The following is a 25,933-nucleotide window of genomic DNA, read 5'->3' as shown; positions in this document are numbered from 1 at the left end:
CGCCGGCTCCCGCATCCCCCGATCATGGCCGTCTATACCGACATCACCGACGAAGAACTCGCCGCCTTCCTGGCCGACTTCGACCTGGGGCAAGCCCTGGCGTTCAAGGGCATCGCCGAGGGCGTGGAGAACTCCAACTTCCTGCTGGAAACGGAGGCCGGGCGGTTCATCCTGACGGTCTATGAAAAGCGCGCCGCGCCGGAAGACCTGCCCTATTTCCTGAACCTGATGCGCTGGCTGGCCGACAAGGGCTTTCCCAGCGCCACGCCGATCGCCGATCGCGCCGGCCGCACGCTGAAGACCCTGCGCGGCAAACCCGCGGCCCTGGTGCAGTTCCTGACCGGCCTGTCAGTGCGTCGCCCCACAGTCGCCCACTGCCGCGAGGCCGGCGAAGGCCTGGCCCAGTTGCACCTGGCGGGCGAAGGCTATCCCGGTCGCCGGATCAACGATCTGGGCCAGCCCTACTGGGCGCCGCTGTTTTCAAAGCATCGCAAGGGCGCCGAGGACCTGAAGCCGGGCCTGGCCGCGACCATCGAAAAGGACCTGGCCGAGCTGGCCCTGGCCTGGCCCCGCGACCTGCCGTCGGGCGTGATCCACGCCGACTATTTCCCGGACAACGTCTTCTTCCGCCCGGACGGCAAGTTCGCCGCCGCCATCGACTTCTATTTCGCCTGTGATGACAGCTACGCCTATGACGTGGCGGTGACCCTGAACGCCTGGTGCTTCGAGCAGGACGGCAGTTTCAACGCCACCGCGGCGGCGGCCCTGCTGACCGGCTATCAGCGCCGACGGCCGCTAAGCCCCGCCGAAAAGCAGGCTCTGCCGATCCTGGCGCGTGGCGCGGCGATGCGGTTCTTCCTGACCCGTCTGGCCGACTGGAAGGCGACGCCCGCCGGCGCGCTGGTCAAGCCGCACGATCCCATGGAGTACGAGCGCAAGCTGGCCGTGCACCGCGAAGGCCTGACGCTGTTTGGAACCGCTGCATGACCCCCAAGGTGGTGGTCTATACGGACGGCGCCTGCAAAGGGAATCCCGGCCCGGGTGGCTGGGGCGCCATCATGCTGTATGGCGACAAGAAAAAGGAAATCTGCGGCGGCGAGGCCCATACGACGAACAATCGCATGGAGCTGATGGGCGCCATCCAGGCCCTGGAGACGCTGAACAAGCCCTGCAAGGTCGAGCTGCACACCGACAGCCAGTACGTGATGAAGGGCGTCACCCAGTGGATCCACGGCTGGAAGGCGCGTGGCTGGCGCACGGCCGACAAGAGCCCGGTCAAGAACGACGACCTGTGGAAACGCCTCGACGCCGCCCGCAACCGGCACGAAGTCGACTGGCGCTGGGTCAAGGGTCACGCGGGCCACCCCCTGAACGAACGGGCCGATGAACTGGCCAATCTGGGTCTGAGCAAGACCCGCGCCTGACAGGCCTCGGCAAGCGCGCGAACGATATCGGAGACATCCATGATCCTGGCCCTGTTCGCCGCCCTCGCTCTTGACGGCTCAGCCCTGCCGCCGGCCGCGTCGCCGACGATCATCGCGGAGACCGCGAACACCGCGCCACAGGCGCTCGACCCCGCGACCGTCAAGGCCATCGAGGCGACGGTCTATGACTATGTGGACGGCCAGCTGGAGGGGGATCCCGCACGGGTCCGCCGCGCCCTGCACCCCGACCTGGCCAAACGCGCGGTGCGCTCCAAGCCGGATCCGGACGAAGCCCTGGGCCTGCGGCGCATGAGCCGCGACGAACTGGTGGAGCTGACCCGGCAAGGGGTCCTGAAGACGCCTCGCGACAAATGGGACCGTAGCGTGCGGGTCCTCGACATCACCGAAAACGTGGCGGCGGCGCGCGTGGAGACTCCCTGGTTCATCGACTACTTTCATCTGGGTCGCTTTGGAGAGCGCTGGGTGATCGTCAACGCGCTCTGGTTCGCCAAACCCCCGCCGCCCGCGAAGTGATGGAAGTTGTGGGCGACCTACCGCCCGCGCCGGAAAGCCCTCGCCAACAGCCGGCCGGTTTGCAAAGTGCCGGTATGAACCTTGTCGGCTACTATCGCCTGCCGCCCGTGCGCGGGGTCTTCTTCAGTCCGCCCCAGGAAGAGCGGTTGCTGCTTCTGGGATGCGAGGAAGTCTTCAGCGACCGCTGCCTGGCCGGCGGCGTCGTGCGTCCTGGCCTGGAAAGAGCCCTGGCCGCGCTGGAGCCCGGCGGTGTCCTGGCCGTACCCAGTTTCCATGCCCTGGCCGGCGCCATGGTTGACCTGCTGGAGGTGATCCAGAGGCTGAGAGCGCTGGATCTGCACCTGATCGTCGTGCAGCCCGCGATCGACACCCGCACAGACCCCGGCCTGTTCGAGGCCTGGCAGACCCTGGCGACCTTCAACGGCGAGCGGAGCCTGATCCGCGCCGCCGAAGCCTCGATGGTCGCCAGGGGCCTCCCGCCGGGGGCGGCAGGGCTCTGACCTCGCGGGGTCTCAGCTCTTCAGCCGATACCCCGTCTTGAAGATCCACCATACCGCCGTCAGGCAGATGGCCAGGAACACGCAGGTCATGCCCAGGCTGATGCCCACGCCGACGTCGGAGACGCCGTAGAAGCTCCAGCGGAAGCCGCTGACCAGATAGACCACCGGGTTGAACAGGGTGATCTTCTGCCAGACCTCGGGCAGCATGTTGATCGAGTAGAAGCTGCCGCCCAGGAAGGTCAGGGGCGTGATGATCAGGGCCGGCACGATCTGCAGCTTCTGGAAGTTGTCCGACCAGACCCCGATCACGAAGCCGAACAGGCTGAAGGTCACCGCCGTCAGCACCAGGAACAGCGCCATCACGAACGGGTGGGCGATCTCGAACGGCACGAACAGTCGCGCGGTGGCCAGGATCAGCAGGCCCAGCAGCACCGACTTGGTGGCGGCCGCGCCGACATAGCCGATCACCGTCTCGACCCACGAGACGGGCGCCGACAGCAGCTCATAGATCGTGCCCGCCCATTTGGGCATGTAGATGCCGAAGGCGGCGTTGGAGATGCTCTCGCTGAGCAGCGACAGCATCACCAGGCCCGGGATGATGAAGGCGCCGTAGCTGACGCCGTCGATCGACTGCATCCGCGAGCCGATAGCCGAGCCGAACACCACGAAATAGAGCGAGGTCGAGATCACCGGCGCCAGGATGCTCTGGGCCAAGGTGCGGAACCACCGCGCCAGCTCGAAACGATAGATGGCCTTGATGGCGTGAAGGTTCATCGGGCGTGCACCAGGCTAACGAAGATGTCTTCCAGCGAGCTCTGGCTGGTGTGCAGATCCTTGAAATCGACGCCCTGTTCGCCAAGGCGGCGCAGGAGCTCGGCGATGCCGGTCTCCTCGGCCTGGGCGTCGAAGGTGTAGATCAGCTCATGGCCGTCGGCGGCCAGTTCGAGGCCATAGGCCGACAGGGCGGCCGGCACGGCGGTCAGCGGGGTCTGAAGCTGCAGGGTCAGCTGCTTCTTGCCCAGCTTGCGCATCAGCACATCCTTGTCCTCGACCAGGATGATCTCGCCCTTGCTGATCACCCCGATCCGGTCGGCCATCTCCTCGGCCTCCTCGATATAGTGGGTGGTCAGGATGATGGTCACGCCGCTGGCCCGCAGGGCGCGAACCATCTCCCACATGTCGCGCCGCAGCTCGACATCAACGCCGGCGGTGGGCTCGTCGAGGAACAGGATGGTCGGCTCATGGCTCAGGGCCTTGGCGATCATCACCCGACGCTTCATGCCGCCCGACAGCGTCATGATCTTGGCGTCCTTCTTGTCCCACAGGGACAGGTCGCGCAGGATCTTCTCGATATAGGCGTCGTTGGGCGCCTTGCCGAACAGACCCCGGCTGAACCGCGTCGTCGCCCAGACGGTCTCGAAGGCGTCGGTGTTCAGCTCCTGCGGCACCAGGCCGATCTTGGAGCGGGCGGCGCGATAGTCGCGCACCACGTCATGGCCGTCGGCCAGGATCGTCCCCGTGCTGGGATTGACGATGCCGCAGATGATGCTGATCAGGGTGGTCTTGCCGGCCCCGTTGGGACCCAGCAGCGCGAAGATCTCGCCCTGGCGAATGTCCAGATCCACTGCCTTCAGGGCCTGATGGCCTGAAGCATAGGTCTTTGTCAGACCTGATACCGATATGATGCCCGTCACGGGTCCCCCTGAAGAACCCGCGCGATGCAAGCGGCGGGGTAACGGCCAGATGGGGATGCGCCCGGCCCGGCGCCAGACGTCGTCCCTCATGCGGTCACGTTTAGTAGGCGCGCACCGTCAGGGTCGCGCCGTCGACGCCGACCACCTGGATGCGCTGTCCCGGCAGGGGCGGACCGCCATCCAGCCGCGCCTGCCATTCCTTGCCGTCGACAAACACCCGCCCCATGCCGGCCTCGAAGGTCGACAGCACCTCGCCGTCGCGGCCGATCAGACGCAGCAGCGGGTCGTTGAGATCGGGGGCGTCGCCCTCCAGCACCGGCCGCAGGAAGCGGCGGGCCAGGTAGGTGGTGGCGATGGTCAGGATCGCGAACAGGGCGATCTCGACCGGCAGGTTCATCGGCACGACCAGGGCCAGGACGCCGACCAGGGCCGAGGACGCGGCCGGCCAAAGCAGCCAGCCGCTGCCGGTTCCGACCTCGACGGCCAGGAAGATCGCGGCTACCGCCAGCCAGACCCAGGAGGGGTGCATCGCGTAGAAGCTCGCCAGGGCGTCCATCGGCTCAGACCTTCTTGGCGCCGCCGGTCGGCGTGTTGGTGCGTGGGACGGGCGGGGTAGGCGCGACGTTGCCGCCGCCGCCCAGCGTCTTGACCAGTTCGGCCACGCCCGCGACCGTGCCGGTCAGGCCGGCGAAGTCGGCTGGCACGATCACGGTCTTGGCGTTGGGCGAGCGGGCCAGGTCGCCGAAGGCTTCGACGTACTTCTGGGCGATGAAGTAGTTGATGGCGTTGACGTCACCCTTGGAGATGGCTTCCGACACGAAAGCCGTCGCCTTGGCCTCGGCCTCGGCTTCCCGCTCACGGGCTTCGGAGTCGCGGAAGGCGGCTTCCTTCCGGCCCTCGGCCTGCAGGATGGCGGCCTGCTTCTGGCCTTCGGCGCGGGCGATCTGTGCCTGCTTCTCGCCCTCGGCCTCGGTGATCACGGCGCGACGCTCGCGCTCGGCCTTCATCTGCCGGGCCATGGCGTTGGTGATGTCGGCCGGCGGGGTCAGGTCCTTGATCTCGATGCGGGCGATCTTGACGCCCCACGGCCCGGTGGCGTGGTCGATGGTCGACAGCAGCCGAGTGTTGATCTGGTCGCGCTGGCTGAGCACCTCGTCCAGCTCCATCGAGCCGACCACGGTGCGCAGGTTGGTCTGGGCCAGCTGGGTGATGGCGTACATCAGGTTATCGACCTTGTAGGCCGCCTGGGCCGCGTCCATCACCTGGATGAAGACGATGGCGTCAACCTTCACCGAGACGTTGTCCTTGGTGATGACCTCCTGCTGGGGCACGTCCAGGACCTGCTCCATCATGTTCACCCGGCGGCCGATGGCTTCGAAGAACGGAGTCAGGAAGCTGATGCCGGGCTTCAGCGTTCGGGTGTAGCGCCCGAACCGCTCGACCGTGAATTCGCGGCCCTGCGGCACGATCTTGATGACGTTGAAGACCAGCAAAATCGCCAGGACCAGAAGGACCAGCGGAAAGACAAACGAGGCCAAAACCAAGCTCCCTACACAACCGACAGGCGTAGGTTAGCGCGGGGCGGGGCCCTCCGCCATGGAATCCGGAGCGGTTTCGCCCCGCGGGATCATGCGGATGGATTGCGAGAGCTTCAGGGCCAGGGCTTGACCCTTGCGGGCCGACTGCTGTTCGGCCTTGCGGCTGGCGGCGTCACACAGCGGGAACTCGCCCTGGCGAGCCGCGAAGCCGGTGTTGAACCGCTCGCGCAGCTGGGCGTCGAAGCCCTGTTCGGCTTGTTCGACCTCGGTCAGGCGGACCATGCGCGAGCGCCAGAACTGGTCATTGAGTCCTTCGCAGGTCTGACGCAGGGCGTGGCTTTCGCCCAGCGTATAGGCCAGGTCCAGCAGGCGCTGGCGCTCTTCCGGCTCGCGCTCCTGGGCGACAGAGGCGGCAGCCATGCAGGCGATGATCAGGGCGGCGACAGGCAAGCGAAGCATGACGGCAGTATTCCCGGCTCGCGGTCCGATGTCACCACCACGCGCCCTTCGCGCGAGTCCGTGGCGATGTGAAGGCGCATCAGGCCTTGCGATGGCCATGGATCGGCGCGACGGTGCCTCCACTGCAAGGAGGTCGGTCATGACTGAAGTGCATTACGGCGTCGTGCGCGTCGGCGATCACTGGTCCATCGTGGGCGACCACCTGCGATTTGGACATTACGCCACCCAGCATCAGGCCGCAGAGGCGGCCGGGCGACTGGCCGAGCAGTCCACGGGTGTCGGCATGGCGGTCCTGCTGGCCGTGCAGGACGAAGACTTCACCCTGCCAGCGTCGACCCTCCTCAGCTGAACGGCTCAGGCCTCGAGAGCCGACCGGGCCAGCCACGGCTTGACCACGCGCCAGACCTGCAGGGCCGAGGCGACGAAACCGACAATCGAAGCCACGATCTGGAAGGCGTTCCAGACGGCGGCGATCAGCGGCCCCTCCACCAGCATCGCCACCACCGGATAGATCAACTGGCTGACGACGATCCGGAACTGGGCGTAGGCCTCTGAATATTCGATCGCGACCTGGCCGATCGTCGCGATGATCAGCACGGCCAGAACCGGCGACCACAGCAGCGGCAGGATCAGCAGCAGGGCCAGTAGCGTCACCAGGCACTTGGCGATCAGGCTCGTCCGTGAGGCCACGGTCACCCCCACCCCGATCACCACCGCCAGGCCCAGAAGGGCGAAACTGATGGGCAGGACCATATCGGCGACCTCAATCAGATCTCGCCCCAGGGCGAAGGTGACAAAGCCAACACCGGCCAGGACCAGCACGAAGGACGCCAGCCAGAGGGCGCCATATTCGCTGAGCCGCGTTTTCAGAACATAGCCGGTGCGCATGCCGCGTTCTCCCTGGGACGACCAAGCCTGCCTTGGAAGCTTCGCCGCGTCGATTGGAAACTAAAGCACCGCTTGCGCGCTATGGCCAAGCAAGCTGAACGGTCGTGGAGGATCCATCATGGCTGACACCGGTGAAACCCAGACGCTGCGCGAACCGATCGCCGCGCGTTCCGATCTCGTCTCCAATCGCCTGCTGGGCGCGCTGCGCCGGCGGGAACTGGACCTGCTGGCGCCCCATATGCGCAAGGTCGAGCTGCAACGTGACGCCATGCTGTTCGACTGCGGCGAGGACGTCATCACCACGCACCTGCCCTGCCACGCCACCATGATCTCGCTGCTGGTCGTCTCCCGGGAGGGCCAGGAGGTCGAGGTGGCCAATGTGGGTCGCGAAGGCGCCATCGGCGGCATCGTCAGCGCGGGGTTCAAGCCCGCATATGGCCGCGCCGTGGTCCGGGTGCCCGGCTATGCCTTCTGCATTCCCACCGCCCGCCTGGAAGACGCCAAGGGCCAATCGCCGGCCCTGGCCGATCTCTTCGCCCGCTATGCCGACGTGCTGCTGGCCCAGATGATGCAATCGACGGCCTGCAACGCCCTGCATGGCGTCGAGCAGCGCTACTGCCGCTGGCTGCTGTCGACCCATGACCGGGCCGGCGACGAGCCGATCCGCCTGACCCAGGAGACCCTGGCCCAGATGATGGGCGTGCAGCGCACCACGGTCACCGCCGTGGCCCGCGCCCTGCAGGACGACGGCCTGATCGCGACCGGCCGCGGACGGATCGAGATCCTCGACCGTCCGGGGCTGGAGCGGCGGGCGTGCGAATGCCATGACGCCGTCGAGCGTCACTTCCAGAGGCTGTTGCCCGAGGTCGATATCAACGATTGAGGGCGGCGATCCGGCTGATCGCGGCGCGGGCCTCGGCCACCAGTTGCTCGACGATCACGCCGGCCGGCAGCACCTCGTGGATGCCGCCCGCGCTCTGCCCCATGGCGAAGCACGACTTTTCGGCGTCCAGGCCTTCGATCTGGCCGCCGATGCCGCCCATGGCGCCATTGCGGATCGAGACCATGGCCTGTTGGGGGAAGCCCTGGATGTCGGTGGGGCGCGACTCCCAGTCCTCGACATAGGGATTCTTCCTCACCCGCATCGGCTTGCCCGAATAGCAGCGGGTGCGGACGGTGTCCTCGTCGGCGGCGTCGACCACCGCCTGACGGTAGAGGTCGCCGGCATGGGCTTCGGTCGAGGCGATGAACCGCGTGCCCATCCAGACGCCCTGGGCGCCCAGGGCCAGGGCCGCCGCCAGACCCCGACCATCGTGCAGGCCGCCGGCGGCGACCACCGGGATCTTCACGGCGTCCACGGCCTGGGCGACCAGAGGCAGGGTGCCGACCAGGCCGGTATGGCCGCCGCCCTCGCCGCCCTGGCAGATCACGGCGTCGCAGCCGGCCTGCTCGGCCTTGACCGCATGTTTCACCGCGCCGCAGACGACCATGACCTTCAGGCCCGCGTTTTTCAGGCGCTCGATGATCGGCATCGGCACGCCCAGGCCAGCGATGAAGGATGACGCCCCCTCGGCGATGATGACCTCAACGCTGTCGGTCAGGGCGTCGGGGGTGGCGGCCAGCAGGTCGACGCCGAACGGCCGGTCGGTCAGGGCGCGGACCTGGCGCATCTGGTCGCGGATGAAGTCGGGAGACGTCCCGGCCATGCCCAGCACGCCATAGCCACCGGCGTTCGACACGGCCGCAGCCAGGGGGGCGTAGGAGACGCCGCCCATGCCGGCCAGCAGGATCGGGTGCTCGATGTCCAGAAGATCGCAAAGGGGCGTGTGCAGCGCCATGAAACCCGTCCTCCCGTTATTTTCCGGGAGCATGGGCGTCGCGTCGGCAGGCTAGCAAGCGTGCCGCGAGGTCAGCGGGGTCAGACCCGGTCGGTGCGGACCGCTTCGGCGGTGGCCTCGGTCGTGAAGAAGCAGGCGGCCATCGCCGTCAGCATCATGGCGATCAGCGCCAGCATGCCACGCGGGGGAGCCAGAGCGACGACGTCTTGCGGGGTCATCTTTTCGTTTCCTCGAAAGGCGCCCGGATCTGACGTCCAGGCTGCCTTCCGACAAAGCTTCCCACCAAGCCCCGCGCTCCGCAAGACCCTTGCGACAAAAGGGTTTTCTTCGACTCCGGAGTCCAGAAATCAGAAGATCGAATAGCCGCCGTCGATGATCAGGGTGTCGCCCGAGTGATAGCTCGAGGCGTCCGAGGCCAGATAGACCGCCATGCCGCCAAAGTCGGCGGGCTCGCCCCAGCGGCGGGCCGGGACCCGGGGAATGACCTTCTCGGCGAAGGCGGAATTGCCCTGGGCGCCGGCCGTCATGTCGGTGGCGATCCAGCCGGGCAGGATGGCGTTGGCGCGAACGCCATAGCGAGCGTGTTCCACGGCCACCGACTTGATCATCGAGATCACCGCGCCCTTGGTCGCCGCATAGGCCTCGTTGCGGGCCGCGCCCTCGATGGCGGCCAGCGAGGCGATGCCGACCAGCGAGCCGCCCGGATCGCCCGACTTGGCGCGGTCCACCATGTGGCGGCAGGCCTCGCGCAGGGTGAAGAACACGCCGTCCAGATTGACCGCCAGAACCTTGCGATAGGTCTCGGTCTGCATGTCCACGAAGGACGGCGAGCCAAAGCCCACGCCGGCATTGGCGAACACCGAGTCGATCCGGCCCATGGCCGTCACCGCCTCGACCATGGCCTCGGCCACCTGGGTCTCGTCGGAAACGTCGACCGTCTGGGCCTTGACCCGCACGCCGTGCTTCAGCAGCTCGCCCTCGGCGATCTGATTGCGGTCGGCGTTGGAGCCCCAGATGACGATGTCGGCGCCCGCCTGGGCCATCGCGCTGGCCATGCCCAGGCCGATGCCGCGATTGCCGCCGGTGACGAGGGCGACCTTGCCGGCCAGATTGAACGGCGCGTAGGCCATGGCGTTTCTCCCTTGAACGTTTGTTTGAAAGAGAGGCGCAGCCGCAGCCCGCGTCAAGGGCGCCCCTACGTCCGGGGCCTCAGGCGGCGAACCGCTCATAGGTTTCGGTGATCATCCGCCGGGTCTCGTCCCACTCGACCAGGGCCATGGCTTCCTCGCGGGAGACGAAGCGCGCTTCGGCCGCATCGTCGCCGGCCACCGGCTCGCCCGAGATCCAGCGTGCGGCGTAGTCGATCAGGACATAGTGGCGGGTGATCTCGCCCGGCTTCCCGTCAAGCGAGGGCCTGGCCGGAAACACCCCGTCGATCACGTCGATCAGGCCCAGGATCGTAGCCTCGACGCCGGTCTCTTCCTTCAGTTCGCGCAGGCCGGCGGCGATCGTGGTCTCGCCCAGCTCCATACGGCCGCCGGGCAGGCTCCACTGGCCAAGCCGGGGCGCCGTGCCGCGCTTGATCAGCAGCACCTGGTCGTCGCGCAGGCAGACGACGCCGACGGTTGGCACGGGATGGTTCATGGGAATCCGGTCTTCAGATCGATGCTGGACTTGACGCCGATAAGGGTTCCGCAGTCGTCCAGCCAGGTCTGGGCGGCCGTGCGGCCCCGTTCCTTGAGGTCCAGCAGAAAGCTCCACTCGGTGTTGAACTTGGTCGACAGCGACAGGTCGGCCAGCGGCCCGTCGGCGGTGATGGCGTGGACCAGCATCTTGCGATAGCGGCCCTTGGCGGTGTCCTTCAGCAGCCCCTCATCCAGCAGCTTCTGCACGAAGCCGATGGCCCGCAGCTCCGAGGCCAGGGACGAATTGAAGGTGATCTCGTTCAGCCGGTCCATGATCTCGCCCGGCGACTTGGGCGTCTCGTCGCGGACAAAGGGGTTGAGGCTGACGACCAGGATGTCGTCGGGGGTGTCGTCATAGAACAGCGGCCACAGGGGCGGATTGGCCAGAAAGCCGCCGTCCCAATAGGGCTCGCCGTCGATCTCGACCGCCTGGAACACCTGCGGCAGGCAGGCGCTGGCCATGATGTGCCGGGACGTGAGCTCGCCCTCGCGGAAGATCTTGGCCTTGCTCAGCCGCACCGCCGTGGCGGCGATGTAGAGCTTGATCGGCGAGCGTTCCCGGATCGCCTCGAAGTTCACCGTCGCTTCCAGCACGTCGTGCAGCGGATTGAGGTTGAACGGATTGAACTCGTAGGGCGAGAGGCTCATGGCCAGCGTCTCGGCCATGCGCCAGCCGGGGGTGTTCTTCAGCCAGTCGGGGCCGGAAAAGGCCTTGGTCCAGATGGCGGAGTCGCCGAACACGTTCTGGCCGCCGGCCCGGTTCGTGCCCCGCCAGAAGGCTTCGAGCGTTTCGCGAGCCCCGTCCCTGCCGCCTTCGATGAGGCCGTGGGCCAGGCAGACGGCGTTCATGGCCCCGGCCGAGGCGGCGGTCACCGCCTTGATCTCGATATCGTCTTCCTCGAGCAGGCGGTCGAGGATGCCCCATTCGAAGGCCCCGTGCGCGCCGCCGCCCTGCAGGGCGAGACTCAAGGGCCGGGGGCCGGCGGGCTTCTTCTTGAACGGGCCTATGGGCATGGCCCGTTTCCCCTATTGCGCGGTCCAGCCGCCGTCGATCTGGAACGCCGAACCGTTGGCCGAGGCCCCGGCGTCGGACACCAGATACAGCAGCATGCCCGAAAGCTGGTCGAAGGTGACAAATTGCTTGGTCGGCTGGCTGGCCAGGATCACGTCGCGCATGACGGCCTCCTCACTGATGCCGCGGGCCTTGGCCTGGTCGGCGATCTGGGCCTCGACCAGCGGGGTCTTCACGAAGCCCGGACAGATGGCGTTGCAGGTGATGCCGAAGGTGGCCACTTCCAGCGCCACCGTCTTGGTCAGGCCAAGCACCCCGTGCTTGGCGGCCACATAGGCGGCCTTGAACGGCGAGGCCACCAGGGCGTGGGCCGAGGCGATGTTGATGATCCGGCCGCGTCCCTGGGCCTTCATGATCGGCACGGCGGCCTTGGTGGCGTGAAAGGCCGAGGTCAGGTTGATGGCGATGATCTGGTCCCACTTGTCGGTGGGGAAGTCCTCGATCGGGGCCACGTGCTGGACGCCGGCGTTGTTGATCAGGATGTCCAGCTCGCCGAACTCGGCCTTGGCGGCGCGGACCATGTCGGCGATCTGGTCGGGCTTGGTCATGTCGGCGCCGTTGTACAGCACCTCGACGCCGTGCTTTTCGGCCAGCTCGGAGCGGGTGCGCTCGATGGCGGTCATCTCGCCCAGGCCGTTCAGGACGATGTTGACGCCCTGGGCGGCGAGCGCGTCGGCCATCGCGTGGCCGATGCCGCTGGTCGAGCCGGTGACGATGGCCACCTGGCCCTGCAACCCGAAATCGACGGCCATGAATAGGCGCTCCCTGATGCTGCCCTAACAAATGCTGCAGCGCAGCATATAACTCGCTTCCGCGAAGGGCGAGCTTTTATAAATTCATCACTAAATGAATTCAGGGCTGGGGACGAGCGAAAACCCAGTCGGTGTCGGTGGAAAGCGCGGGTTGGAACCTGTAGCCGTCCAGGTCGAAGCCCTTCAGGTCCTTGGACTGCTCGACGCGGTTGTCGATGATATAGCGCGCCATCCGGCCCCGGGCCTTCTTGGCGAAAAAGCCCAGCACCTTGAGGGCTCCGGCCTTCTCTTCCTTGAAATGGCAGGTGACGACCGGCAGCTTCAGGGCCTTGGCGTCGACGGCGCCGAAATATTCCTGGCTGGCCAGGTTCACCAGGGTCTTGTCGGCGTGGCCTTCGGCGGCGGCGTTGAGGGTCTGGGCGATCGTCTCGCCCCAGAAGTCGTACAGATTGGCGCCGCGCTTGGTCTTCAGCCGCGTGCCCATCTCCAGGCGATAGGGCTGCAGGGCGTCCAGGGGCCGCAGCACGCCATACAGGCCCGACAGGATCCGCAGATGGTCCTGGGCCCAGTCGAGCGCCGCGCGGTCCAGTTCGCGCGCCGCCAGGCCGCCATAGACGTCGCCATTGAAGGCGATCACGGCCTGCAGGCCGTCCTCGACCTCGGGATCGAAGGCCTGGAAGCGCTCGCGGTTCAGGTCGGCCAGCTTTTCGGAAATGTGCATCAGCCGGCGCAGATCGGCGGCGGTCAGCTTGCGCGTCACCTTGGCCAGCTCGGCGATCCGGCTCTTCAGCTCGGGCGTGGTCAGCGGCAGCACCTGATCGGGCGCGGTGAAGTCCAGCGACTTGGCGGGGGAGATGACCATCAGCATGGGCGGGAGATAGAGGGTCCTGAGCGGGATCGCTAGCGGGAGGTTGGTGATTGGGCGTCACGGGCCCCTCCCGACCGGCGCGTTTCATCTTCCCCCTCCCGGGGGAAGACGGCTGCGCAGCAGCCCGTAGGGGGCAAGTCTGGCGGACACGGGCTCTCAGCCTCACGCGACTGCTCGCTGAAGGGATGGAAAGGGTCGCGGAGCGTCCGGACGACGTCCGGATGAGAAATAGAAAATACCGTTTCGACGAAGCCGAGCGCTCCGCGTGGTCGTTATCCATCAGCGTCCCGTCAGGTGGCCCTGTTCAGGCCTTACCGGGAGTCGAACCGCTCCGTTTCCGGAGCCGCTCGGCGGTCGAGGCGGGCGAGCCAATCTAATGACTAATGAACACACCCGTCTGTCCTCATCCACGCCCACGGCGGGCGGGTCTGGCCAGCAACCAGATCCCCGGACCGGTCGAGTATCCCCCTCGACCCCCGTCCCGCTCGATCACCCCCCGCCGCCGCAATGGTCGCTGGCCTTGCGCCCTTTCCTCGCGACGAGGTGGCTACAGAATACGGGAGGTTTCAGCGCGTCTGATTTGCGCGATCAGGTTTTTTACAAGGCGTTGATCTCGCTGGGGTTTGTTTCGGGAAGAACGGGGATAGAGCGCGGCGTATCCCCTCAAGTCCTCCCCCTGAAGGGGGAGGGGTCGGCCCTTTGGGCCGACGGAGGGGGAAGTCACTGCTGAGTCCTTGCGGTCTTCCCCCTCCGGCCTCCGGCCGCCTCCCCCTTCAGGGGGAGGACTTGGGAGCGCGACCGGCGCCGCCTCACTTTCCGAGCTGGAAAGTTTCTACTTGCCAATCTGGAAAGTCTCCAATAACTTTCCAACATGGAAAGTGGAGAAACGAGAATGACCGACCCTGACGCCAGCCGCATGTTGGCCGAGGTCCAGGCCGCCAATGCCGAATTGGCCAAACGCGCCGTGGCGCCGATCTGGTATCATCCTGCTCTGGGCCTGATGGTCGGCGGCCTCATCGCGGTCCAGGGCTCGGAACTGACCTTTCTGGGCGCCTACTACGCCGTCTTCAGCATCGGCCTTGTCATGCTGATGGCGGCCTACAAGAAGCATACCGGCCTGTGGATCAACGGCTATCGACCCGGGCGAACCCGCGTCGTCGCCATCGGACTGGCGGTGACGGTAACGCTCATCATGTGGGGCTCGCTGTGGCTCTACAGGTCCGCCGGGGTGACCTGGGCCATGGTCCTGGGCGGCGGGGTCAGCGCCGTGATCACCACCGCCGGGGGCTTCCTCTGGGAGGCCGCCTTCCGCCGCGACCTGCGCGACGGCGGCAGCCTGTGAGCATCGGCCTCGACCCCGTGATCCACGCGCCAAACCGCCTGCAGATGTGCTGCATGCTGGCCGGCGTCGACACCATCGACTTCGCCACGATCCGCGAGGCCCTGGATGTCAGCGAGTCAGTGCTGAGCAAGCACATCAAGACGCTGGAGGAAGCCGGCTATCTGAAGATCCGCAAGACCCCGTCCGATGGCCGGGTCCGCACCTGGCTCAGCCTGACCGGCGCCGGCCGCAAGGCGCTGAAGGGGCATCTGGCGGCGCTGAAAGCCCTGATGGCGGGCGCGAGCGGCCTGGCGGTCTGAACCGTCGGGAAGACTGGACAGCGGCGCGCGCCTCGACGAGGTTGCGCGCCCGTCTTCTGGCAGCCCCCATGACACCCCAAGCCCTCGCCCACCTCGCCGCCCTCGCCTGGCCGATCCCGATGGTCGTCGCGCTGATCCTGGTCGCCGCGACCAAGGCCCTGCGCTTTCGCGTCCTGTGGTGTCTGGTCAGCCTGGTCGGGGTCGGCGCGTTCTGGATGCAGATCGACACGGGCCGCTGGGGCTTTATTCCGTTGGCCATCAACCTGCTGGGTCCCGGCCATATGGCCGGCTTCCACAAGGCGGTGATCCCGCTGGGCGCGGTGATCGCGATCGTGGCCGCGCTGCGGGCTAGAAGAGCACGCGCGGGTTCATGATCCGCCGGGGGTCCAGCGCCGAGCGAATGGCCCGCAGGGCCGTGACCTCGACGGGATCCTTGTAGCCCAGAGCCTCGGCCGTCTTCATCGCCCCCAGGCCGTGCTCGGCGCTGATCGAGCCGTGCATCTGGGCGGTGATGTCGTGGACGATCTTCGCGCCGGCGTCGCGCAGGGCCTCGTGGGCGTCCTCGTCGCCGCCGACGGGCCGCAGCACGTCATAGTGGACATTGCCGTCGCCCACATGGCCGAAGGCGACGATGCGCGTGCCCGGATAGGCCTTGGCGATGGCGGCGTTGGCGCGCTCGATGAAGACCGGGATCTGCGACACCGGCACGCTGACATCATGCTTCCAGGCCGCGCCCTCGGGTTTCTGGCCGGCCGAGTGGCCCTCGCGGATATGCCAGAAGGCCTTCATCTGGGTCTGGGTCTGGGCCACGGCCGCGTCGCTGATCAGGCCGCGCTCCAGGGCGCTGGTCAGCAGCCGCTCCAGCGCCGCCTCGGCCGCGCCGGGCTCGCCGCTGGCGATCTCGATCAGCACGTACCAAGGATGGATCGACGGCAGCGGATCGCGCAGGCCCGGCACGTTGCGCACCGTCAGCTCAAAGCCCAGCCGGCCCATCAGCTCGAAGGCCTCGACCGCCCCGCCCGTCTCGTCCTTGGCGCGGGCCAGCAGCTGGATGGCGTCGGCCGGCGAGCCCAGGCCGACGATCGCCACGGCGCGCGAGGCCAGCAGCGGGTGCAGCTTGAGGCTGGCGGCGGTGACCACGCCCAGCGTGCCCTCGGCCCCGATCAGCAGTTGCTTGAGGTCGTAGCCGGTATTGTCCTTGCGCAGGCGTTTCAGGCCGTTCCAGATCTCGCCATTGGGCAGCACGGCCTCCAGGCCCAGCACCTGCTCGCGCATCATGCCGTAGCGTAGCACGGCGGTGCCGCCGGCATTGGTCGAGACCAGGCCGCCGATCGTGCATGAGCCCTCCGAGGCGACCCCCACCGTGAACCGGCGACCGACCTTGGCGGCTTCCTCATGGGCCTGGGACAGGGTGACGCCGGCCTCCAGCACCATGACGTCGTCCAGGCCATCGACATCGCGCACGGCCCGCAGCTTTTCGGTGGAGAGCAGGATCTCGCCGTGCGGGATCTGGCCGGCCACCAGCCCGGTATTGCCGCCCTGCGGCGTGATCGCCACGCCATCGGCGGCGCAGATGCCGACCACGGCGGCGACCTCGCCGGTGGTGCGCGGCATCACCAGCAGCGGCGTCTCGCCCCGCCAGCGGCCCCGCCATTCGACCAGCTTGGGCTCGAGGCGGGCGGGATCTTCACTCCATCCGCCCTCGCCGAGCACGGCCTTGAGGCGGGACAGGGTGTCGGCGGGAACGGGCTTGGTCATGGGGCGGGAGGATACGCTTTGTGAGGGGCCGCTGTCAGTATATACTGCGGTCTATACGGAGACCGACATGGGCATCCTGATCAAGAACCCCGAGGCCGAGCGCGCGGTGCGCGAGTTGGCCGCTCTGACCGGCGAGAGCCTGACCACGGCGGTTGAGATCGCCGTGCGGGAACGACTGGCCAGCAAACGGAGCGAGGTTCGCCCTCATCGCCCCCGGAGCGTCGCGGAGATGGATGCGATCACGAAGAAGTATCTGACCCCGGCGGCTCTGGCGGGCCTTCTGCCGCCGATCACCAAGGCCGACTTCGACGAGATCAACGAAATTCCCGGCTATGACGTGTCGGGCTCGTGAGGATCGTCATTGATAGCTCAGCGCTCGTGGCCATCGGGACCTTCGAAGCCGATCGCGCAACCTTCATCGACGTCATGGAAGCCGCCGACGAGATCCTCATTTCGCCGATGAACTATGTCGAAACAGGCATTGTCCTGACGGGCCGGGGCCATTTCGTTTCGCGCGCAGCCTTTGACGAATGGCTCGCCAGCTATCGGGTGCGCATCGCGTCCGGGCCCGTGGTCGACGCGGTCGCCCTCGACGCCTATCTGAAATTCGGCAAGGGCCGCCACCCGGCCAAGCTCAATCTCGCCGACTGCTTCGCCTACGCTCTGGCAAAATCGCTGGATGCGCCCCTGCTGTACAAGGGCGACGACTTTCCGCTCACCGACGTGCGCTCGGCGCTGGACTAGCCCAGGTCAGGATCGGGAATGCCCCGGATCTTGCTCCAGTATTCCTCGCGCGCGTCGTCGTCGATCACGGCCGGATCGCCCGCGCCCTTGTAGAGCCGGTCGCCGCCGTCCTTGCGGGCCTTGGCGATCCAGAAGGGTTGGCCGGTCTCGATGTCGCGGAAATTGGCCTTCAGGCCCGAATTGCGCAGGGCCTCGAACGAGCGGCCGGCATAGTAGAGGGTCTCGCCGGTCTTGGATGACCCCACCCGACCGATGCGGGCGGGACCGTTCAGGCCCTTGGACTTGTCCTCGAGGTACATGATCTTGAATTTCATCGGCCTCTATCCCACGAACCCGGCCGCACGTCTAAGCCGGTCATTGATCGCCTCGCCCAGACCTTCGGCCGGGATGGTCGCCACGGCGATGCCGACAGGCCTGGTCCGATCGGCGGCGCGCAGGAACGAGAACAGGTTGGCGGCGGCTTCGCTCAGCATACCGGTGGGGCTGAGATTGAACACGCCCTCCCCCGCCGGCCAGGGCCCGAAGGCCAGGAACGCCTCGCCGGCGAGGGGCGCGGCGGCGTTGATGCGCACCGGCGCGTCGGGCGCGTAGTGCAGAGCCAGGCGGCCGGGCGAGCGCTTGGCGTCGTTCTCGGCCTCGGCCAGGGGGCCGACCACGGCCTCCAGCTGGGCGCGGGTCACGGCGCCGGGACGCAGCAGGCGGGGCGGGCCGTCCAGCACGGCGACGACGGTGGATTCCAGGCCGACGTCGCAGGGACCGCCGTCCAGGGTGACGGCGCAGGCGGCGCCGGTCTCGGCAAAGGCGTCGGCATGGGTGGTGGGGCTGGGCCGGCCCGAGCGGTTGGCCGACGGCGCGACCACCGGCCCGCCGAACGCCGCCAGCACGGCGCGCGCCAGCGGATGACCGGGCACGCGGATGGCCACGGTGTCGAGCCCCGCGCGGGCCAGATCACAGACCGCCGAAACGTCGCGGATCGGGGCGACCAGCGTCAGCGGCCCCGGCCAGAACGCCTGGGCCAAAGCCAGGGCCCGTTCGTCGAAGACGGCGATCCGCGCGGCGGTCTCGACGTCGGCCACATGGGCGATCAGCGGGTTGAAGCGCGGCCGCCCCTTGGCCTCGAAGATCGCCGCCACGGCCGCCGGATTGGCCGCGTCGGCGCCCAGGCCATAGACGGTCTCGGTGGGCAGCAGCACGAGCTGGCCGGCGGCCAGCGCGCGCGCGGCCTCTACGACTTGCGCGTCGCCTTCAGCGAGAAGCTGACCTTCACCTTCGCCGCGATCTGATCCGTACTCGCCCATTCGCCCTGTCCGACCCCGAACATCGTCCGGTCGAGGGTGGTTACACCGCGCGCCGTGGCCGTGTCGCCGTCGATCTTCAGGCTGAACGGCAGGCTGAGCGGCTTCTTCACGCCGCGCAGGTCCAGGGTGCCGTCGGCGATATAGCGGCCCTCGCCGGTCTTGCGGAACTTGGCGGCCGTGAACGTCGCCTTCGGGTGGCTGGCGCTGTCGAAGAAGTCGCCGCTGGGCAGGCTCTCGTCGCGCTGAGCGTCGCCGGTCTGGGCCGAGGCCGTGTCGATGCTGACGGTCAGCTTCGAGCGATCCAGGGCCTCGGGTGAAAACAGGATGTCGGCGGTCCAGCGGGTGAAGCTGCCCTCCAGGGCGTCGCCTGACCAGGTGGCGGTGAAGCCGAGCTTGCCGCCCTTGGCCACCGTCCAGGCCACGGGGTCCTTCAGGGCCGGATCCGCGACCGGCGCGGCGGCGGCCTCGGCCGGCGTGGCCGCGGCCTCAGGCGTTGCGGGTGCAGCGACCGGGGCGAGCGGGGCGTCAACAGGCTCCTCGGCGACCACCGGCGCGGCCACCGGCTTGACGGCCGGGCTGTAGAGATAGCCGGCGGCGATCACGGCCGCGAGGCCGGCGGCGGCCAGCCAGGCGCGCGGCTCTTTCCAGCCCGGTTTGGCGCCGGGCGTCATGTGGCTGAACACCGCGTCGCGATCGAGAATCTGGTGCTTGGCCACCGCGCCCAGGTGCAGCAGCAGCAGCAGATAGGTGGTCTTGACCAGCAGGCCGTGACCGATCTCGCCGATCTCGTGCCAGACGTGCTTGGCGCCTTCCGCGAGGTCGGGCAGCAGCGGCAGGTGCGGCCAGGGAACCACCCCGAACAGCAAGGTCGGGATGTTGGTGCGGCTGGCCGAGACGATGATCCAGCCCGTCAGCGGCAGGCCGATCATGATCACATAGAAGCCCCAGTGCACCACTTGCGAGGCGATGCGTTCCCAGTTGGGCTGGCCCACCGGCGGCGGGGGGGATTTGTGGGTCAGCTTCCAGGCCAGCCGGAACAGGCTGAGCAGCAGGATGGTGATCCCGATCGACTTGTGCAGCTGGAAGAGGGCGAAGGTCTCCGGTCCCTTGGGACCGTCCCCCGCCCTCCAGCCCAGGATGATCTGGAAGATGATGGCCGCGGCGATCAGCCAGTGAATGACGATCGCCACCGTCGTGTAGCGCGTGCGTGTCGCGGCCATCAGGCTCTCCAGATTCGGTCTGATCAGACTACTTCTTGTCGAACTCGACTTCGATGTTCAGCGTCACGTCATCGGAAACCATCGGGACGTACTTGGAAACCCCGAACTCGGAGCGCTTGATCGTGGTCGAGGCCGAAAAGCCGGTCTTGACGCTGCCGGGCATGAAGCTGCCGCCGACGCCGTTGAACGTGACGTCCAGCACCACCGGCTTGGTCACGCCATGGAAGGTCAGGTCGCCGGTGACCTTGCCGGTCTTGCCGTCGCCCACATCGACCTTGGTCGAGACGAAGGTGATGGTCGGATACTTGGCCGCTTCCAGCCAGCCGTCGCCGGCCAGTTCCTTGTTGAACTTCAGGCCGAAGGCGTCAGCGCCCGTCGAGGTGTCGATCGAGGCGGGGTCGACCGTAACGGTGATCTTGGAGGCTTCCGGCGCCTTGGGATCATAGGTGAAGCTGGCGTCCAGCTTGGTGAAGCGCAGGGTGTAGTGCGAAAAGCCCATATGGGTCAGCTTGGCGGTCAGCGACGCGTGGGTCTTGTCGAGCACGTAGTTGCCGGCCGGCAGGTCGGCGGGCTTGGTCGAGGTGACACCCGGCGCGGCCAGGGCGGCGGGCGCCGTGATCAGCGCGACGGCGAGCGCGGCGTAGGCGAAGGGGCGGGTCATGGTGGGTGGCTCCAAAACTGTGATCGCTGCGGTTACGATTGCTTCGACTTAAGACGTCAACGCTCCGGTTAAAGGGGCATAACATCACGAAGCCGTGACTTCTTGAACGAACCCGCCATCCACTTGGCGTCGCCGGCCCACCCGCCTAAACAGAACGCCGATCCTATGGAGCTTCGTTGTCCATGACTTTCCGCGCGCCTGTTCGCGACATCGCCTTCTCCCTGCGGCACGCCGCCGGCTTCGACCGTCTGGCCGCCGCCTTTCCCGAGGCCGACGCCGACATCGTCGAGGCCGTGCTCGAGGGCGCCGGCGCCCTGGCCAGCGACATCCTGGCGCCGCTGAACCGCAAGGGCGATCTGGTCGGCGCGACTCTGGAGAACGGCAAGGTCCGCGCCGCGCCGGGCTTTGGCGACGCCTACCGGCAGTTCGCGGAAGGTGGCTGGAACGGTCTGGCGGCCCACCCCGATCACGGCGGCCAGGGCCTGCCCAAGAGTCTGGAAGTCGGTGTCTTCGAGATGTTCCAGGCCGCCAACATGGCGTTCGGCCTTTGCCCGATGCTGACCCTGGGCGCCATCGAGGCCCTGGCCCATCACGGCTCCGACAGCCAGAAGGCCCTGTATCTGCCCCGGCTGGTGTCGGGTGAATGGACCGGCACCATGAACCTGACCGAGCCGCAGTCGGGCTCGGACCTGGGCTCGATCACCACGATGGCCACGCCGGACGGCGACGGCGGCTGGCGGATCACGGGCCAGAAAATCTACATCACCTGGGGCGACCACGACGTCGCCGACAACATCGTCCACCTGGTTCTAGCCCGCACGCCGGACGCCCCGCCCGGCGTGAAGGGCATCTCGCTGTTCCTGGCCCCCAAGGTCCTGGTCGGCGAGGACGGCGCCCTGGGCGCGGCCAACGCCGTGCGGGTCGGCGGCCTGGAGCACAAGCTGGGCATCCACGGCTCGCCCACCTGCGTGATGCTTTTCGAGGGCGCCAGGGCCGAGCTGGTCGGCGAGCTGGGCAAGGGTCTGGCCCACATGTTCACGATGATGAACGCCGCGCGCCTGCAGGTCGGGACGCAAGGCGTGGCCATCGCCGAGCGCGCCTATCAGCAAGCCCTGGCCTTCTCGCTGGAACGCCGCCAGGGCCGCTCGGCCTGGACCGGCGAGAACGCAGCCCGACTGTTCGACCATCCCGACGTGCGCCGCACCCTGATGCTGATGAAGGCCCGGATCGAGGCGGCGCGGGGCATCTGCCTGTCGACCGGCGTCGCCGCCGACCTGGCCAGCCACGGCGCCACCGAGGACCAGCGCGCGGCCGCCAAGCTGCGCGAGGAACTGCTGACCCCGATCGCCAAGGCCTGGTCCACCGACATGGGCGTCGAGGTGGCGTCCATGGGCGTGCAGATCCACGGCGGCATGGGCTTCATCGAGGAGACCGGCGCGGCCCAGCACTATCGCGACGCCCGCATCGCCCCGATCTATGAAGGCACCAACGGCATCCAGGCCATCGACCTGATCGGCCGCAAGCTCGCCCTCGGCGAAGGCCAGGCGATCGGCGACCTGATGGACGATATCCGCGACACGATCGACGCCCTGAACGCGGCCGGCGATCCGGCCTTCGGCACGCTGGCCAAGCGTCTGGAGACCGGCCTGGACGCCGCCAGCGCCGCCACGGCCTGGCTGATCGAGCGCCGGGCGCGGGCCATGCCCGACGCGCTGTCGGGCGCCACGGCCTATCTGCAACTGCTGGGCGATGTGGTCGGCGGCTGGATGCTGGCCAAGGGCGGCCTGGCGGCCTCGGCGGCCATCGCGGCCGGTGAAGGCGACGCCGGCTGGCTCTCGACCCGGCTGGCCCTGGCGCGGATCTATGCCGAAAGCGTGCTGGCCCAGGTTCCCGGGCAGGTGGCCGGGGTCATGCTGGGCGCGGCGGATCTGGAAGCGACGACGCCGGAGATGCTGGGGGCTTAGCGTAGAAGCAAAAAGCCTGTCATCCCGGACAAGCCCGGCGAAAGCTGGGCGCAGATCCGGGACCGCCGGAAGCGCCTGCGTTCACGCGTCGGTCCCGGATCTGCGCGCTTCGCGCTTGTCCGGGATGACAACCATTTTTAGTCATAGGCGATAGCCCTCCCCCAGCAGGGGGAGGGCTATTCTACAGATCCCTACAGCTGGCCCAGCATGTAGTCCGCCGACGAGACCTTGAATTCCCCGCCCTCTTCGACGTTCAGCGAGGTCACGACGCCGTCCTTGGCGATCAGCGAATAGCGCTGCGAGCGCGAGCCCATGCCGAACTTGGAGCCGTCGAAGTCCAGGCCCACGGCGCGGGTGAAGTCGCCATTGCCGTCGGCCAGCAGCAGAACCTCGTCGGTGATGCCCTGGTCCTTGCCCCAGGCCTTCATCACGAACAGGTCGTTGACCGAGACGCAGGCGATCGTATCGACGCCCTTGGCCTTGAACTCGGCGGCGTGGTCCTTGAAGCCCGGCAGGTGCTTGGCCGAGCAGGTGGGGGTGAAGGCGCCGGGAACGGCGAACAGGGCCACGGTCTTGCCCTTGAACAGGTCATCGGTGGTGACCGGCGCGGGGCCTTCGGCCGTGCTGGTCATGAAAGTCGCCGCGGGAAGCTTGTCGCCAACCTTGATCGTCATGGGCTTGGTCCTGTCGTTTGAGAGTGCGCAAATCGAATATAGGTCCGACGACAACGCGCCAACCCCAAGGTTGGACTTGAAACCGTCGCGTTCTATCCCGATCCTGTGTCCATGAACCGCGACACGCATGACGAGGCGGACTTCCTGGCCGGGCGCCTGCTGGTGGCCATGCCGGGCATCGAGGACGAACGCTTCGAACGCGCGGTCCTCTACATGTGCGCCCACGATGAAGAGCAGGCCATGGCCATCACGGTCAATCGCCCGGTCGAGGGCCTGACGGTGTTCGAGCTGCTCGACAAGCTGGGCGTGCGCTCCGAGATCAAGACCCAGAACAACCTCGTCCTGCTGGGCGGTCCGGTCGAGCTGGAGCGCGGCTTCGTGCTGCACACCGACGACTTCAATTCGCCCGACTCGACCCTGCACCTGCACGACGGCCTGGCCCTGACCGCCACCCGCGACGTGCTGGACGCCATGGGCAGCCAGATCCACCATCCCCGCCGCGCGATCCTGGCCCTGGGCTATGCCGGCTGGGGCCCCGGCCAGCTGGAGCAGGAGGTGCGCGACAATATCTGGCTGGTCTGCGACGCCGACGAAGAGCTGCTGTTCGACGACGACCACGAGCACAAGTGGACGCGGGCCCTGGCCAAGCTGGGGATCAGCGCGGATCACCTGTCGTCGCAGGCGGGCCGGGCTTAGTCGGTGCGCGAGCCCTTGCCAGGCTTGAGCTGGAGCAGGAACAACAAGCCAAACAGCACGAACTTGGACCAGGAAATCAGAGCCGCGACACCGGTCGTATAGACCACGCCAGAATCCGACATGATCGGATAAGTCGCCCCGGCGGCCTTGTCAGGCGCACTGTGAAACTCAAAGCCGACGACGAAACTGGCAATGAACAGCGCCACGATCACGACAATGAGCAGCAACTGAAACGCCTTACGACGATCGGCGAGAAGCCGCGGCCACATCGACGTTCCCATGGATCTCGGCCAGCGTTGAGCGCGCTCAAGGTAGATCTACAGCGGCGTAGGTCAACCTAAGGATTACCCGCGCGCCTTCACCGGCGCGGCGCCATCCACATAGGCCTCGTTGAGGTAGACCTCGGCCTCCTGCGGCGACAGGGCCGGCGCATAGCCGAAGCCCTGGCCATAGTCGCAACCCAGGGCCTGCAGGGCGGCGGCCATTTCGGCGTTCTCGACGCCTTCGGCGACGACTTCCAGATCCAGGTCCTGACCCAGCTTGACCACCGAGCGGACGATCTTGGCCGAGCCGGGATTGCCGCCCATGGTGCGGACGAAATAGCGGTCGATCTTCAGCGTGTCGAACGGCAGGCGCGTCAGATATTGCAGCGACGAGAAGCCGGTGCCGAAATCGTCCAGCGCCAGGCCGGCGCCGGCCTCGCGCAGGGTGCGCAGGATCACGGCGGCCCGCTCGGGGTCGCGCATGATGTCGTTTTCGGTGACTTCCAGCTTCAGGGCGCCGCGCGGCAGGTTGTTGACCCGCAGCACCTCGGCCACGTCATTGACCAGGCCTGGACGGTCGATCTCACCGGTCGAGAGATTGACGCTGACGGTCAGGGCGCCCACGGCCGGATGGCTGCGGCGCCAGGCGGCCAGCTGCGCGCCGGCGGTGCGCATCATGTGCTCGCCCAGCTCGCTCATCAGGCCCATTTCCTCGATCAGCGGGAGGAATTCGTCGGGCGGCAGCATGCCGCGACGCGGGTGCAGCCAACGGGCCAGGGCTTCGAAGCCCGACAGCGCGCCGGTCGACAGGCGCACGACGGGCTGGAAATAGGGGGTGATCTCGCCGCGGGCGATGGCGCCGCGCAGGTCGGCCTCCAGCGCCAGGCGCGACAGGCCGTCGGTCTCCATCGAGCGGCCATAGGCGGCGGCGCCGCCGCGACCGGCCGAGGACGCGGCCTCGACGGCCAGTTCGGCGCGCCGCAGCAGTTCGGTGGCCTCGGGAGCGTCCTCGCCGCCCTCGGCGTTCACGGCCCCGATCGACAGGGTGGGATGGATGTCGAAGCCGGCGACGCGCAGCGGCTGTTCCAGGGCGCTGCGCAGCAGCTCGGCCGGCTCGAAGCCCTTGGGCTCGCACAGCACGGCGAACTCGTCCTCGCCGATGCGGCCCATGATCGAACCGCTAGGGAAGGCGGCGGCCAGGCGCGAGCCCAGGGCGGCCAGCACCAGGTCGGCGCGTTCGTGGCCCAGGGCCTCGTTCAGGCGGCGCAGGCGATCGACATCAGCGACCACCAGCTCATGCACGCCCTCGTGGCGCAGCCGCTCGCGGGCGCGGGCGATGAAGCTCTTGCGATCCAGCAGGCCGGTCAGGTCGCAGCGCTCGGACGCGGCGAATTTCACTTCGGGGGCGACGACGCCGGCGGCGCGCACGCCCTCCTCCAGCCACACGCCCCGCCAGATGCAGGTTTCGAAGCCGCGCATGCGCAGGCGCGCCATGACTTCCGAGCCGGGCTCGCGGAACTTCAGCACTTCCTCGGCCTGGGCGCGGTCCTGCGGCAGGGCCAGGGCGCGGAAGGCGGCGGAGGAACATTCGGGGGCCAGCGGGCCAAGGCCCAGCGCGCGGGCGGCGCCATTGACCCTCAGGCGGTCGGCTTCAGGCTCCCAGACCCACAGGGCGACATCGGCCGCGCCCAACGCTTCCAGCGTGGCGGTCGTGTCCCAGATCTTACGGTCCGTAGCCCGAAACGACATACTCGATCCCACG

At 67.6% G+C, this 25,933-nt stretch carries 34 protein-coding genes; 13 read left to right on the top strand and 21 right to left on the bottom strand.

Going from position 1 to position 25,933, the window contains the following annotated elements; translation table 11 throughout:
- The first annotated feature begins 24 nt into the window (after nt 1-24).
- The 4 genes from thrB (at nt 25) to ACW17V_RS01360 (ending at nt 2,458) form a co-directional block, all read left to right on the top strand.
- The gene (gene thrB, locus ACW17V_RS01375; protein WP_492107116.1) at nt 25-987 is read left to right on the top strand and encodes a homoserine kinase; all 963 of its coding nucleotides are present in this window, start codon (nt 25-27) and stop codon (nt 985-987) included.
- Nucleotides 984-1,424, top strand: a complete 441-nt coding sequence (gene rnhA / locus ACW17V_RS01370) for a ribonuclease HI (RefSeq protein ID WP_492107115.1) — start codon at nt 984-986, stop codon at nt 1,422-1,424. The genes thrB and rnhA overlap by 4 nt, the downstream gene beginning before the upstream one ends.
- Nucleotides 1,425-1,463: 39 nt before the next feature.
- Nucleotides 1,464-1,958 carry a nuclear transport factor 2 family protein gene (locus tag ACW17V_RS01365; protein ID WP_492107114.1) on the top strand — a complete coding sequence of 165 codons (495 nt, stop codon included), beginning with the start codon at nt 1,464-1,466 and terminating at the stop codon, nt 1,956-1,958.
- 74 nt (nt 1,959-2,032) lie between these two features.
- Nucleotides 2,033-2,458, top strand: coding sequence for a recombinase family protein (locus tag ACW17V_RS01360; protein ID WP_492107113.1), 426 nt, complete (start codon nt 2,033-2,035; stop codon nt 2,456-2,458).
- A gap of 12 nt (nt 2,459-2,470) precedes the next feature.
- On the opposite strand, the gene ACW17V_RS01355 is transcribed toward ACW17V_RS01360, so the two are convergent.
- The 5 genes from ACW17V_RS01355 to ACW17V_RS01335 all read right to left on the bottom strand — a co-directional run bounded on the left by ACW17V_RS01355 (nt 2,471) and on the right by ACW17V_RS01335 (nt 6,149).
- Complete coding sequence (locus ACW17V_RS01355; protein WP_492107112.1) at nt 2,471-3,232, bottom strand: ABC transporter permease; 762 nt, start codon at nt 3,230-3,232, stop codon at nt 2,471-2,473.
- Nucleotides 3,229-4,182 (bottom strand): ABC transporter ATP-binding protein, encoded by a 954-nt coding sequence (locus ACW17V_RS01350; RefSeq protein ID WP_492108714.1) that lies wholly within the window; start codon nt 4,180-4,182, stop codon nt 3,229-3,231. The genes ACW17V_RS01355 and ACW17V_RS01350 overlap by 4 nt, the downstream gene beginning before the upstream one ends.
- Nucleotides 4,183-4,252: 70 nt before the next feature.
- The gene (locus tag ACW17V_RS01345; RefSeq protein WP_492107111.1) at nt 4,253-4,708 is read right to left on the bottom strand and encodes an NfeD family protein; all 456 of its coding nucleotides are present in this window, start codon (nt 4,706-4,708) and stop codon (nt 4,253-4,255) included.
- Nucleotides 4,709-4,712: 4 nt separating this feature from the next.
- The gene (locus tag ACW17V_RS01340) at nt 4,713-5,669 is read right to left on the bottom strand and encodes an SPFH domain-containing protein (protein WP_492108713.1); all 957 of its coding nucleotides are present in this window, start codon (nt 5,667-5,669) and stop codon (nt 4,713-4,715) included.
- 54 nt (nt 5,670-5,723) lie between these two features.
- On the bottom strand, nt 5,724-6,149 hold the full coding sequence (locus ACW17V_RS01335; RefSeq protein ID WP_492107110.1) for a TIGR02301 family protein: 426 nt from the start codon (nt 6,147-6,149) through the stop codon (nt 5,724-5,726).
- Between the two features lie 139 nt (nt 6,150-6,288).
- Between ACW17V_RS01335 and ACW17V_RS01330 the strand changes: the two genes are divergently transcribed.
- The gene (locus ACW17V_RS01330; RefSeq protein ID WP_492107109.1) at nt 6,289-6,498 is read left to right on the top strand and encodes a hypothetical protein; all 210 of its coding nucleotides are present in this window, start codon (nt 6,289-6,291) and stop codon (nt 6,496-6,498) included.
- A 5-nt stretch (nt 6,499-6,503) separates the two neighbouring features.
- Here ACW17V_RS01330 and ACW17V_RS01325 read toward each other — a convergent pair whose 3' ends face one another.
- Nucleotides 6,504-7,037, bottom strand: a complete 534-nt coding sequence (locus ACW17V_RS01325) for a hypothetical protein (protein ID WP_492107108.1) — start codon at nt 7,035-7,037, stop codon at nt 6,504-6,506.
- A 118-nt stretch (nt 7,038-7,155) separates the two neighbouring features.
- Here ACW17V_RS01325 and ACW17V_RS01320 point away from each other — a divergent pair, with 118 nt between their 5' ends.
- Entirely contained in the window at nt 7,156-7,920 is a 765-nt protein-coding gene (locus ACW17V_RS01320; RefSeq protein ID WP_492107107.1) for a Crp/Fnr family transcriptional regulator, read from the top strand.
- Here ACW17V_RS01320 and ACW17V_RS01315 read toward each other — a convergent pair.
- The 7 genes from ACW17V_RS01315 to yaaA all read right to left on the bottom strand — a co-directional run bounded on the left by ACW17V_RS01315 (nt 7,910) and on the right by yaaA (nt 13,252).
- Complete coding sequence (locus ACW17V_RS01315; protein WP_492107106.1) at nt 7,910-8,875, bottom strand: NAD(P)H-dependent flavin oxidoreductase; 966 nt, start codon at nt 8,873-8,875, stop codon at nt 7,910-7,912. The two genes, ACW17V_RS01320 and ACW17V_RS01315, sit on opposite strands and share 11 nt — an antisense overlap.
- 80 nt (nt 8,876-8,955) lie before the next feature.
- The gene (locus ACW17V_RS01310) at nt 8,956-9,093 is read right to left on the bottom strand and encodes a hypothetical protein (RefSeq protein WP_492107105.1); all 138 of its coding nucleotides are present in this window, start codon (nt 9,091-9,093) and stop codon (nt 8,956-8,958) included.
- 129 nt (nt 9,094-9,222) lie between these two features.
- Nucleotides 9,223-10,005: an SDR family NAD(P)-dependent oxidoreductase gene (locus ACW17V_RS01305; protein WP_492107104.1), complete on the bottom strand. Its 783-nt coding sequence runs from the start codon at nt 10,003-10,005 to the stop codon at nt 9,223-9,225.
- A gap of 79 nt (nt 10,006-10,084) precedes the next feature.
- Nucleotides 10,085-10,519 (bottom strand): NUDIX hydrolase, encoded by a 435-nt coding sequence (locus ACW17V_RS01300; protein ID WP_419319764.1) that lies wholly within the window; start codon nt 10,517-10,519, stop codon nt 10,085-10,087.
- The gene (locus ACW17V_RS01295) at nt 10,516-11,574 is read right to left on the bottom strand and encodes a patatin-like phospholipase family protein (protein WP_492107103.1); all 1,059 of its coding nucleotides are present in this window, start codon (nt 11,572-11,574) and stop codon (nt 10,516-10,518) included. The genes ACW17V_RS01300 and ACW17V_RS01295 overlap by 4 nt, the downstream gene beginning before the upstream one ends.
- Nucleotides 11,575-11,586: 12 nt before the next feature.
- Nucleotides 11,587-12,384 (bottom strand): 3-hydroxybutyrate dehydrogenase, encoded by a 798-nt coding sequence (locus ACW17V_RS01290; protein WP_492107102.1) that lies wholly within the window; start codon nt 12,382-12,384, stop codon nt 11,587-11,589.
- Nucleotides 12,385-12,484: 100 nt separating this feature from the next.
- Nucleotides 12,485-13,252 (bottom strand): peroxide stress protein YaaA, encoded by a 768-nt coding sequence (yaaA, locus tag ACW17V_RS01285; RefSeq protein WP_492107101.1) that lies wholly within the window; start codon nt 13,250-13,252, stop codon nt 12,485-12,487.
- 892 nt (nt 13,253-14,144) lie between these two features.
- Here yaaA and ACW17V_RS01280 point away from each other — a divergent pair.
- The 3 genes from ACW17V_RS01280 (at nt 14,145) to ACW17V_RS01270 (ending at nt 15,267) form a co-directional block, all read left to right on the top strand.
- Entirely contained in the window at nt 14,145-14,594 is a 450-nt protein-coding gene (locus tag ACW17V_RS01280; protein WP_492107100.1) for a hypothetical protein, read from the top strand.
- Nucleotides 14,591-14,893, top strand: coding sequence for a transcriptional regulator (locus ACW17V_RS01275; RefSeq protein ID WP_492107099.1), 303 nt, complete (start codon nt 14,591-14,593; stop codon nt 14,891-14,893). Before ACW17V_RS01280 ends, ACW17V_RS01275 begins: the two co-directional genes overlap by 4 nt.
- Nucleotides 14,894-14,961: 68 nt before the next feature.
- Complete coding sequence (locus ACW17V_RS01270; protein WP_492107098.1) at nt 14,962-15,267, top strand: hypothetical protein; 306 nt, start codon at nt 14,962-14,964, stop codon at nt 15,265-15,267.
- Here ACW17V_RS01270 and ACW17V_RS01265 read toward each other — a convergent pair.
- Nucleotides 15,242-16,651, bottom strand: a complete 1,410-nt coding sequence (locus ACW17V_RS01265; RefSeq protein ID WP_492107097.1) for an FAD-binding oxidoreductase — start codon at nt 16,649-16,651, stop codon at nt 15,242-15,244. The two genes, ACW17V_RS01270 and ACW17V_RS01265, sit on opposite strands and share 26 nt — an antisense overlap.
- Before the next feature lie 67 nt (nt 16,652-16,718).
- On the opposite strand from ACW17V_RS01265, the gene ACW17V_RS01260 reads away from it, so the two are divergent.
- Entirely contained in the window at nt 16,719-17,003 is a 285-nt protein-coding gene (locus ACW17V_RS01260; RefSeq protein ID WP_492107096.1) for a type II toxin-antitoxin system VapB family antitoxin, read from the top strand.
- 26 nt (nt 17,004-17,029) lie between these two features.
- Nucleotides 17,030-17,395: a type II toxin-antitoxin system VapC family toxin gene (locus tag ACW17V_RS01255; protein WP_492107095.1), complete on the top strand. Its 366-nt coding sequence runs from the start codon at nt 17,030-17,032 to the stop codon at nt 17,393-17,395.
- Here the strand turns inward: ACW17V_RS01255 and ACW17V_RS01250 are convergent.
- The 4 genes from ACW17V_RS01250 to ACW17V_RS01235 are packed head-to-tail and all read right to left on the bottom strand — an operon-like array spanning nt 17,392 to nt 20,574.
- On the bottom strand, nt 17,392-17,709 hold the full coding sequence (locus tag ACW17V_RS01250) for a 1-deoxy-D-xylulose-5-phosphate synthase (RefSeq protein ID WP_419319752.1): 318 nt from the start codon (nt 17,707-17,709) through the stop codon (nt 17,392-17,394). The two genes, ACW17V_RS01255 and ACW17V_RS01250, sit on opposite strands and share 4 nt — an antisense overlap.
- 6 nt (nt 17,710-17,715) lie before the next feature.
- On the bottom strand, nt 17,716-18,693 hold the full coding sequence (locus tag ACW17V_RS01245) for an L-threonylcarbamoyladenylate synthase (RefSeq protein ID WP_492107094.1): 978 nt from the start codon (nt 18,691-18,693) through the stop codon (nt 17,716-17,718).
- Nucleotides 18,621-19,913, bottom strand: a complete 1,293-nt coding sequence (locus ACW17V_RS01240) for a YceI family protein (protein ID WP_492107093.1) — start codon at nt 19,911-19,913, stop codon at nt 18,621-18,623. Before ACW17V_RS01240 ends, ACW17V_RS01245 begins: the two co-directional genes overlap by 73 nt.
- Before the next feature lie 28 nt (nt 19,914-19,941).
- A complete protein-coding gene (locus ACW17V_RS01235) occupies nt 19,942-20,574 on the bottom strand; it encodes a YceI family protein (RefSeq protein ID WP_492107092.1) in 633 nt (210 codons plus the stop codon).
- Between the two features lie 182 nt (nt 20,575-20,756).
- Between ACW17V_RS01235 and ACW17V_RS01230 the strand changes: the two genes are divergently transcribed.
- Complete coding sequence (locus ACW17V_RS01230; protein WP_492107091.1) at nt 20,757-22,538, top strand: acyl-CoA dehydrogenase family protein; 1,782 nt, start codon at nt 20,757-20,759, stop codon at nt 22,536-22,538.
- 191 nt (nt 22,539-22,729) lie between these two features.
- Here ACW17V_RS01230 and ACW17V_RS01225 read toward each other — a convergent pair whose 3' ends face one another.
- Nucleotides 22,730-23,212, bottom strand: coding sequence for a peroxiredoxin (locus ACW17V_RS01225; protein ID WP_492107090.1), 483 nt, complete (start codon nt 23,210-23,212; stop codon nt 22,730-22,732).
- A gap of 111 nt (nt 23,213-23,323) precedes the next feature.
- Between ACW17V_RS01225 and ACW17V_RS01220 the strand changes: the two genes are divergently transcribed.
- Nucleotides 23,324-23,908 carry a YqgE/AlgH family protein gene (locus ACW17V_RS01220; RefSeq protein WP_492107089.1) on the top strand — a complete coding sequence of 195 codons (585 nt, stop codon included), beginning with the start codon at nt 23,324-23,326 and terminating at the stop codon, nt 23,906-23,908.
- Here the strand turns inward: ACW17V_RS01220 and ACW17V_RS01215 are convergent.
- The gene (locus tag ACW17V_RS01215) at nt 23,905-24,189 is read right to left on the bottom strand and encodes a hypothetical protein (RefSeq protein WP_492107088.1); all 285 of its coding nucleotides are present in this window, start codon (nt 24,187-24,189) and stop codon (nt 23,905-23,907) included. The genes ACW17V_RS01220 and ACW17V_RS01215 overlap by 4 nt on opposite strands.
- A gap of 63 nt (nt 24,190-24,252) precedes the next feature.
- Complete coding sequence (locus ACW17V_RS01210) at nt 24,253-25,920, bottom strand: putative bifunctional diguanylate cyclase/phosphodiesterase (RefSeq protein WP_492107087.1); 1,668 nt, start codon at nt 25,918-25,920, stop codon at nt 24,253-24,255.
- Nucleotides 25,921-25,933 lie beyond the last annotated feature (13 nt).

It is taken from the genome of Caulobacter sp. FV2ye17ST, assembly GCF_058680955.1.
The sequence above is the reverse complement of the archived record's forward strand: the minus strand, read 5'-3'. Positions and strand labels throughout refer to the sequence as shown.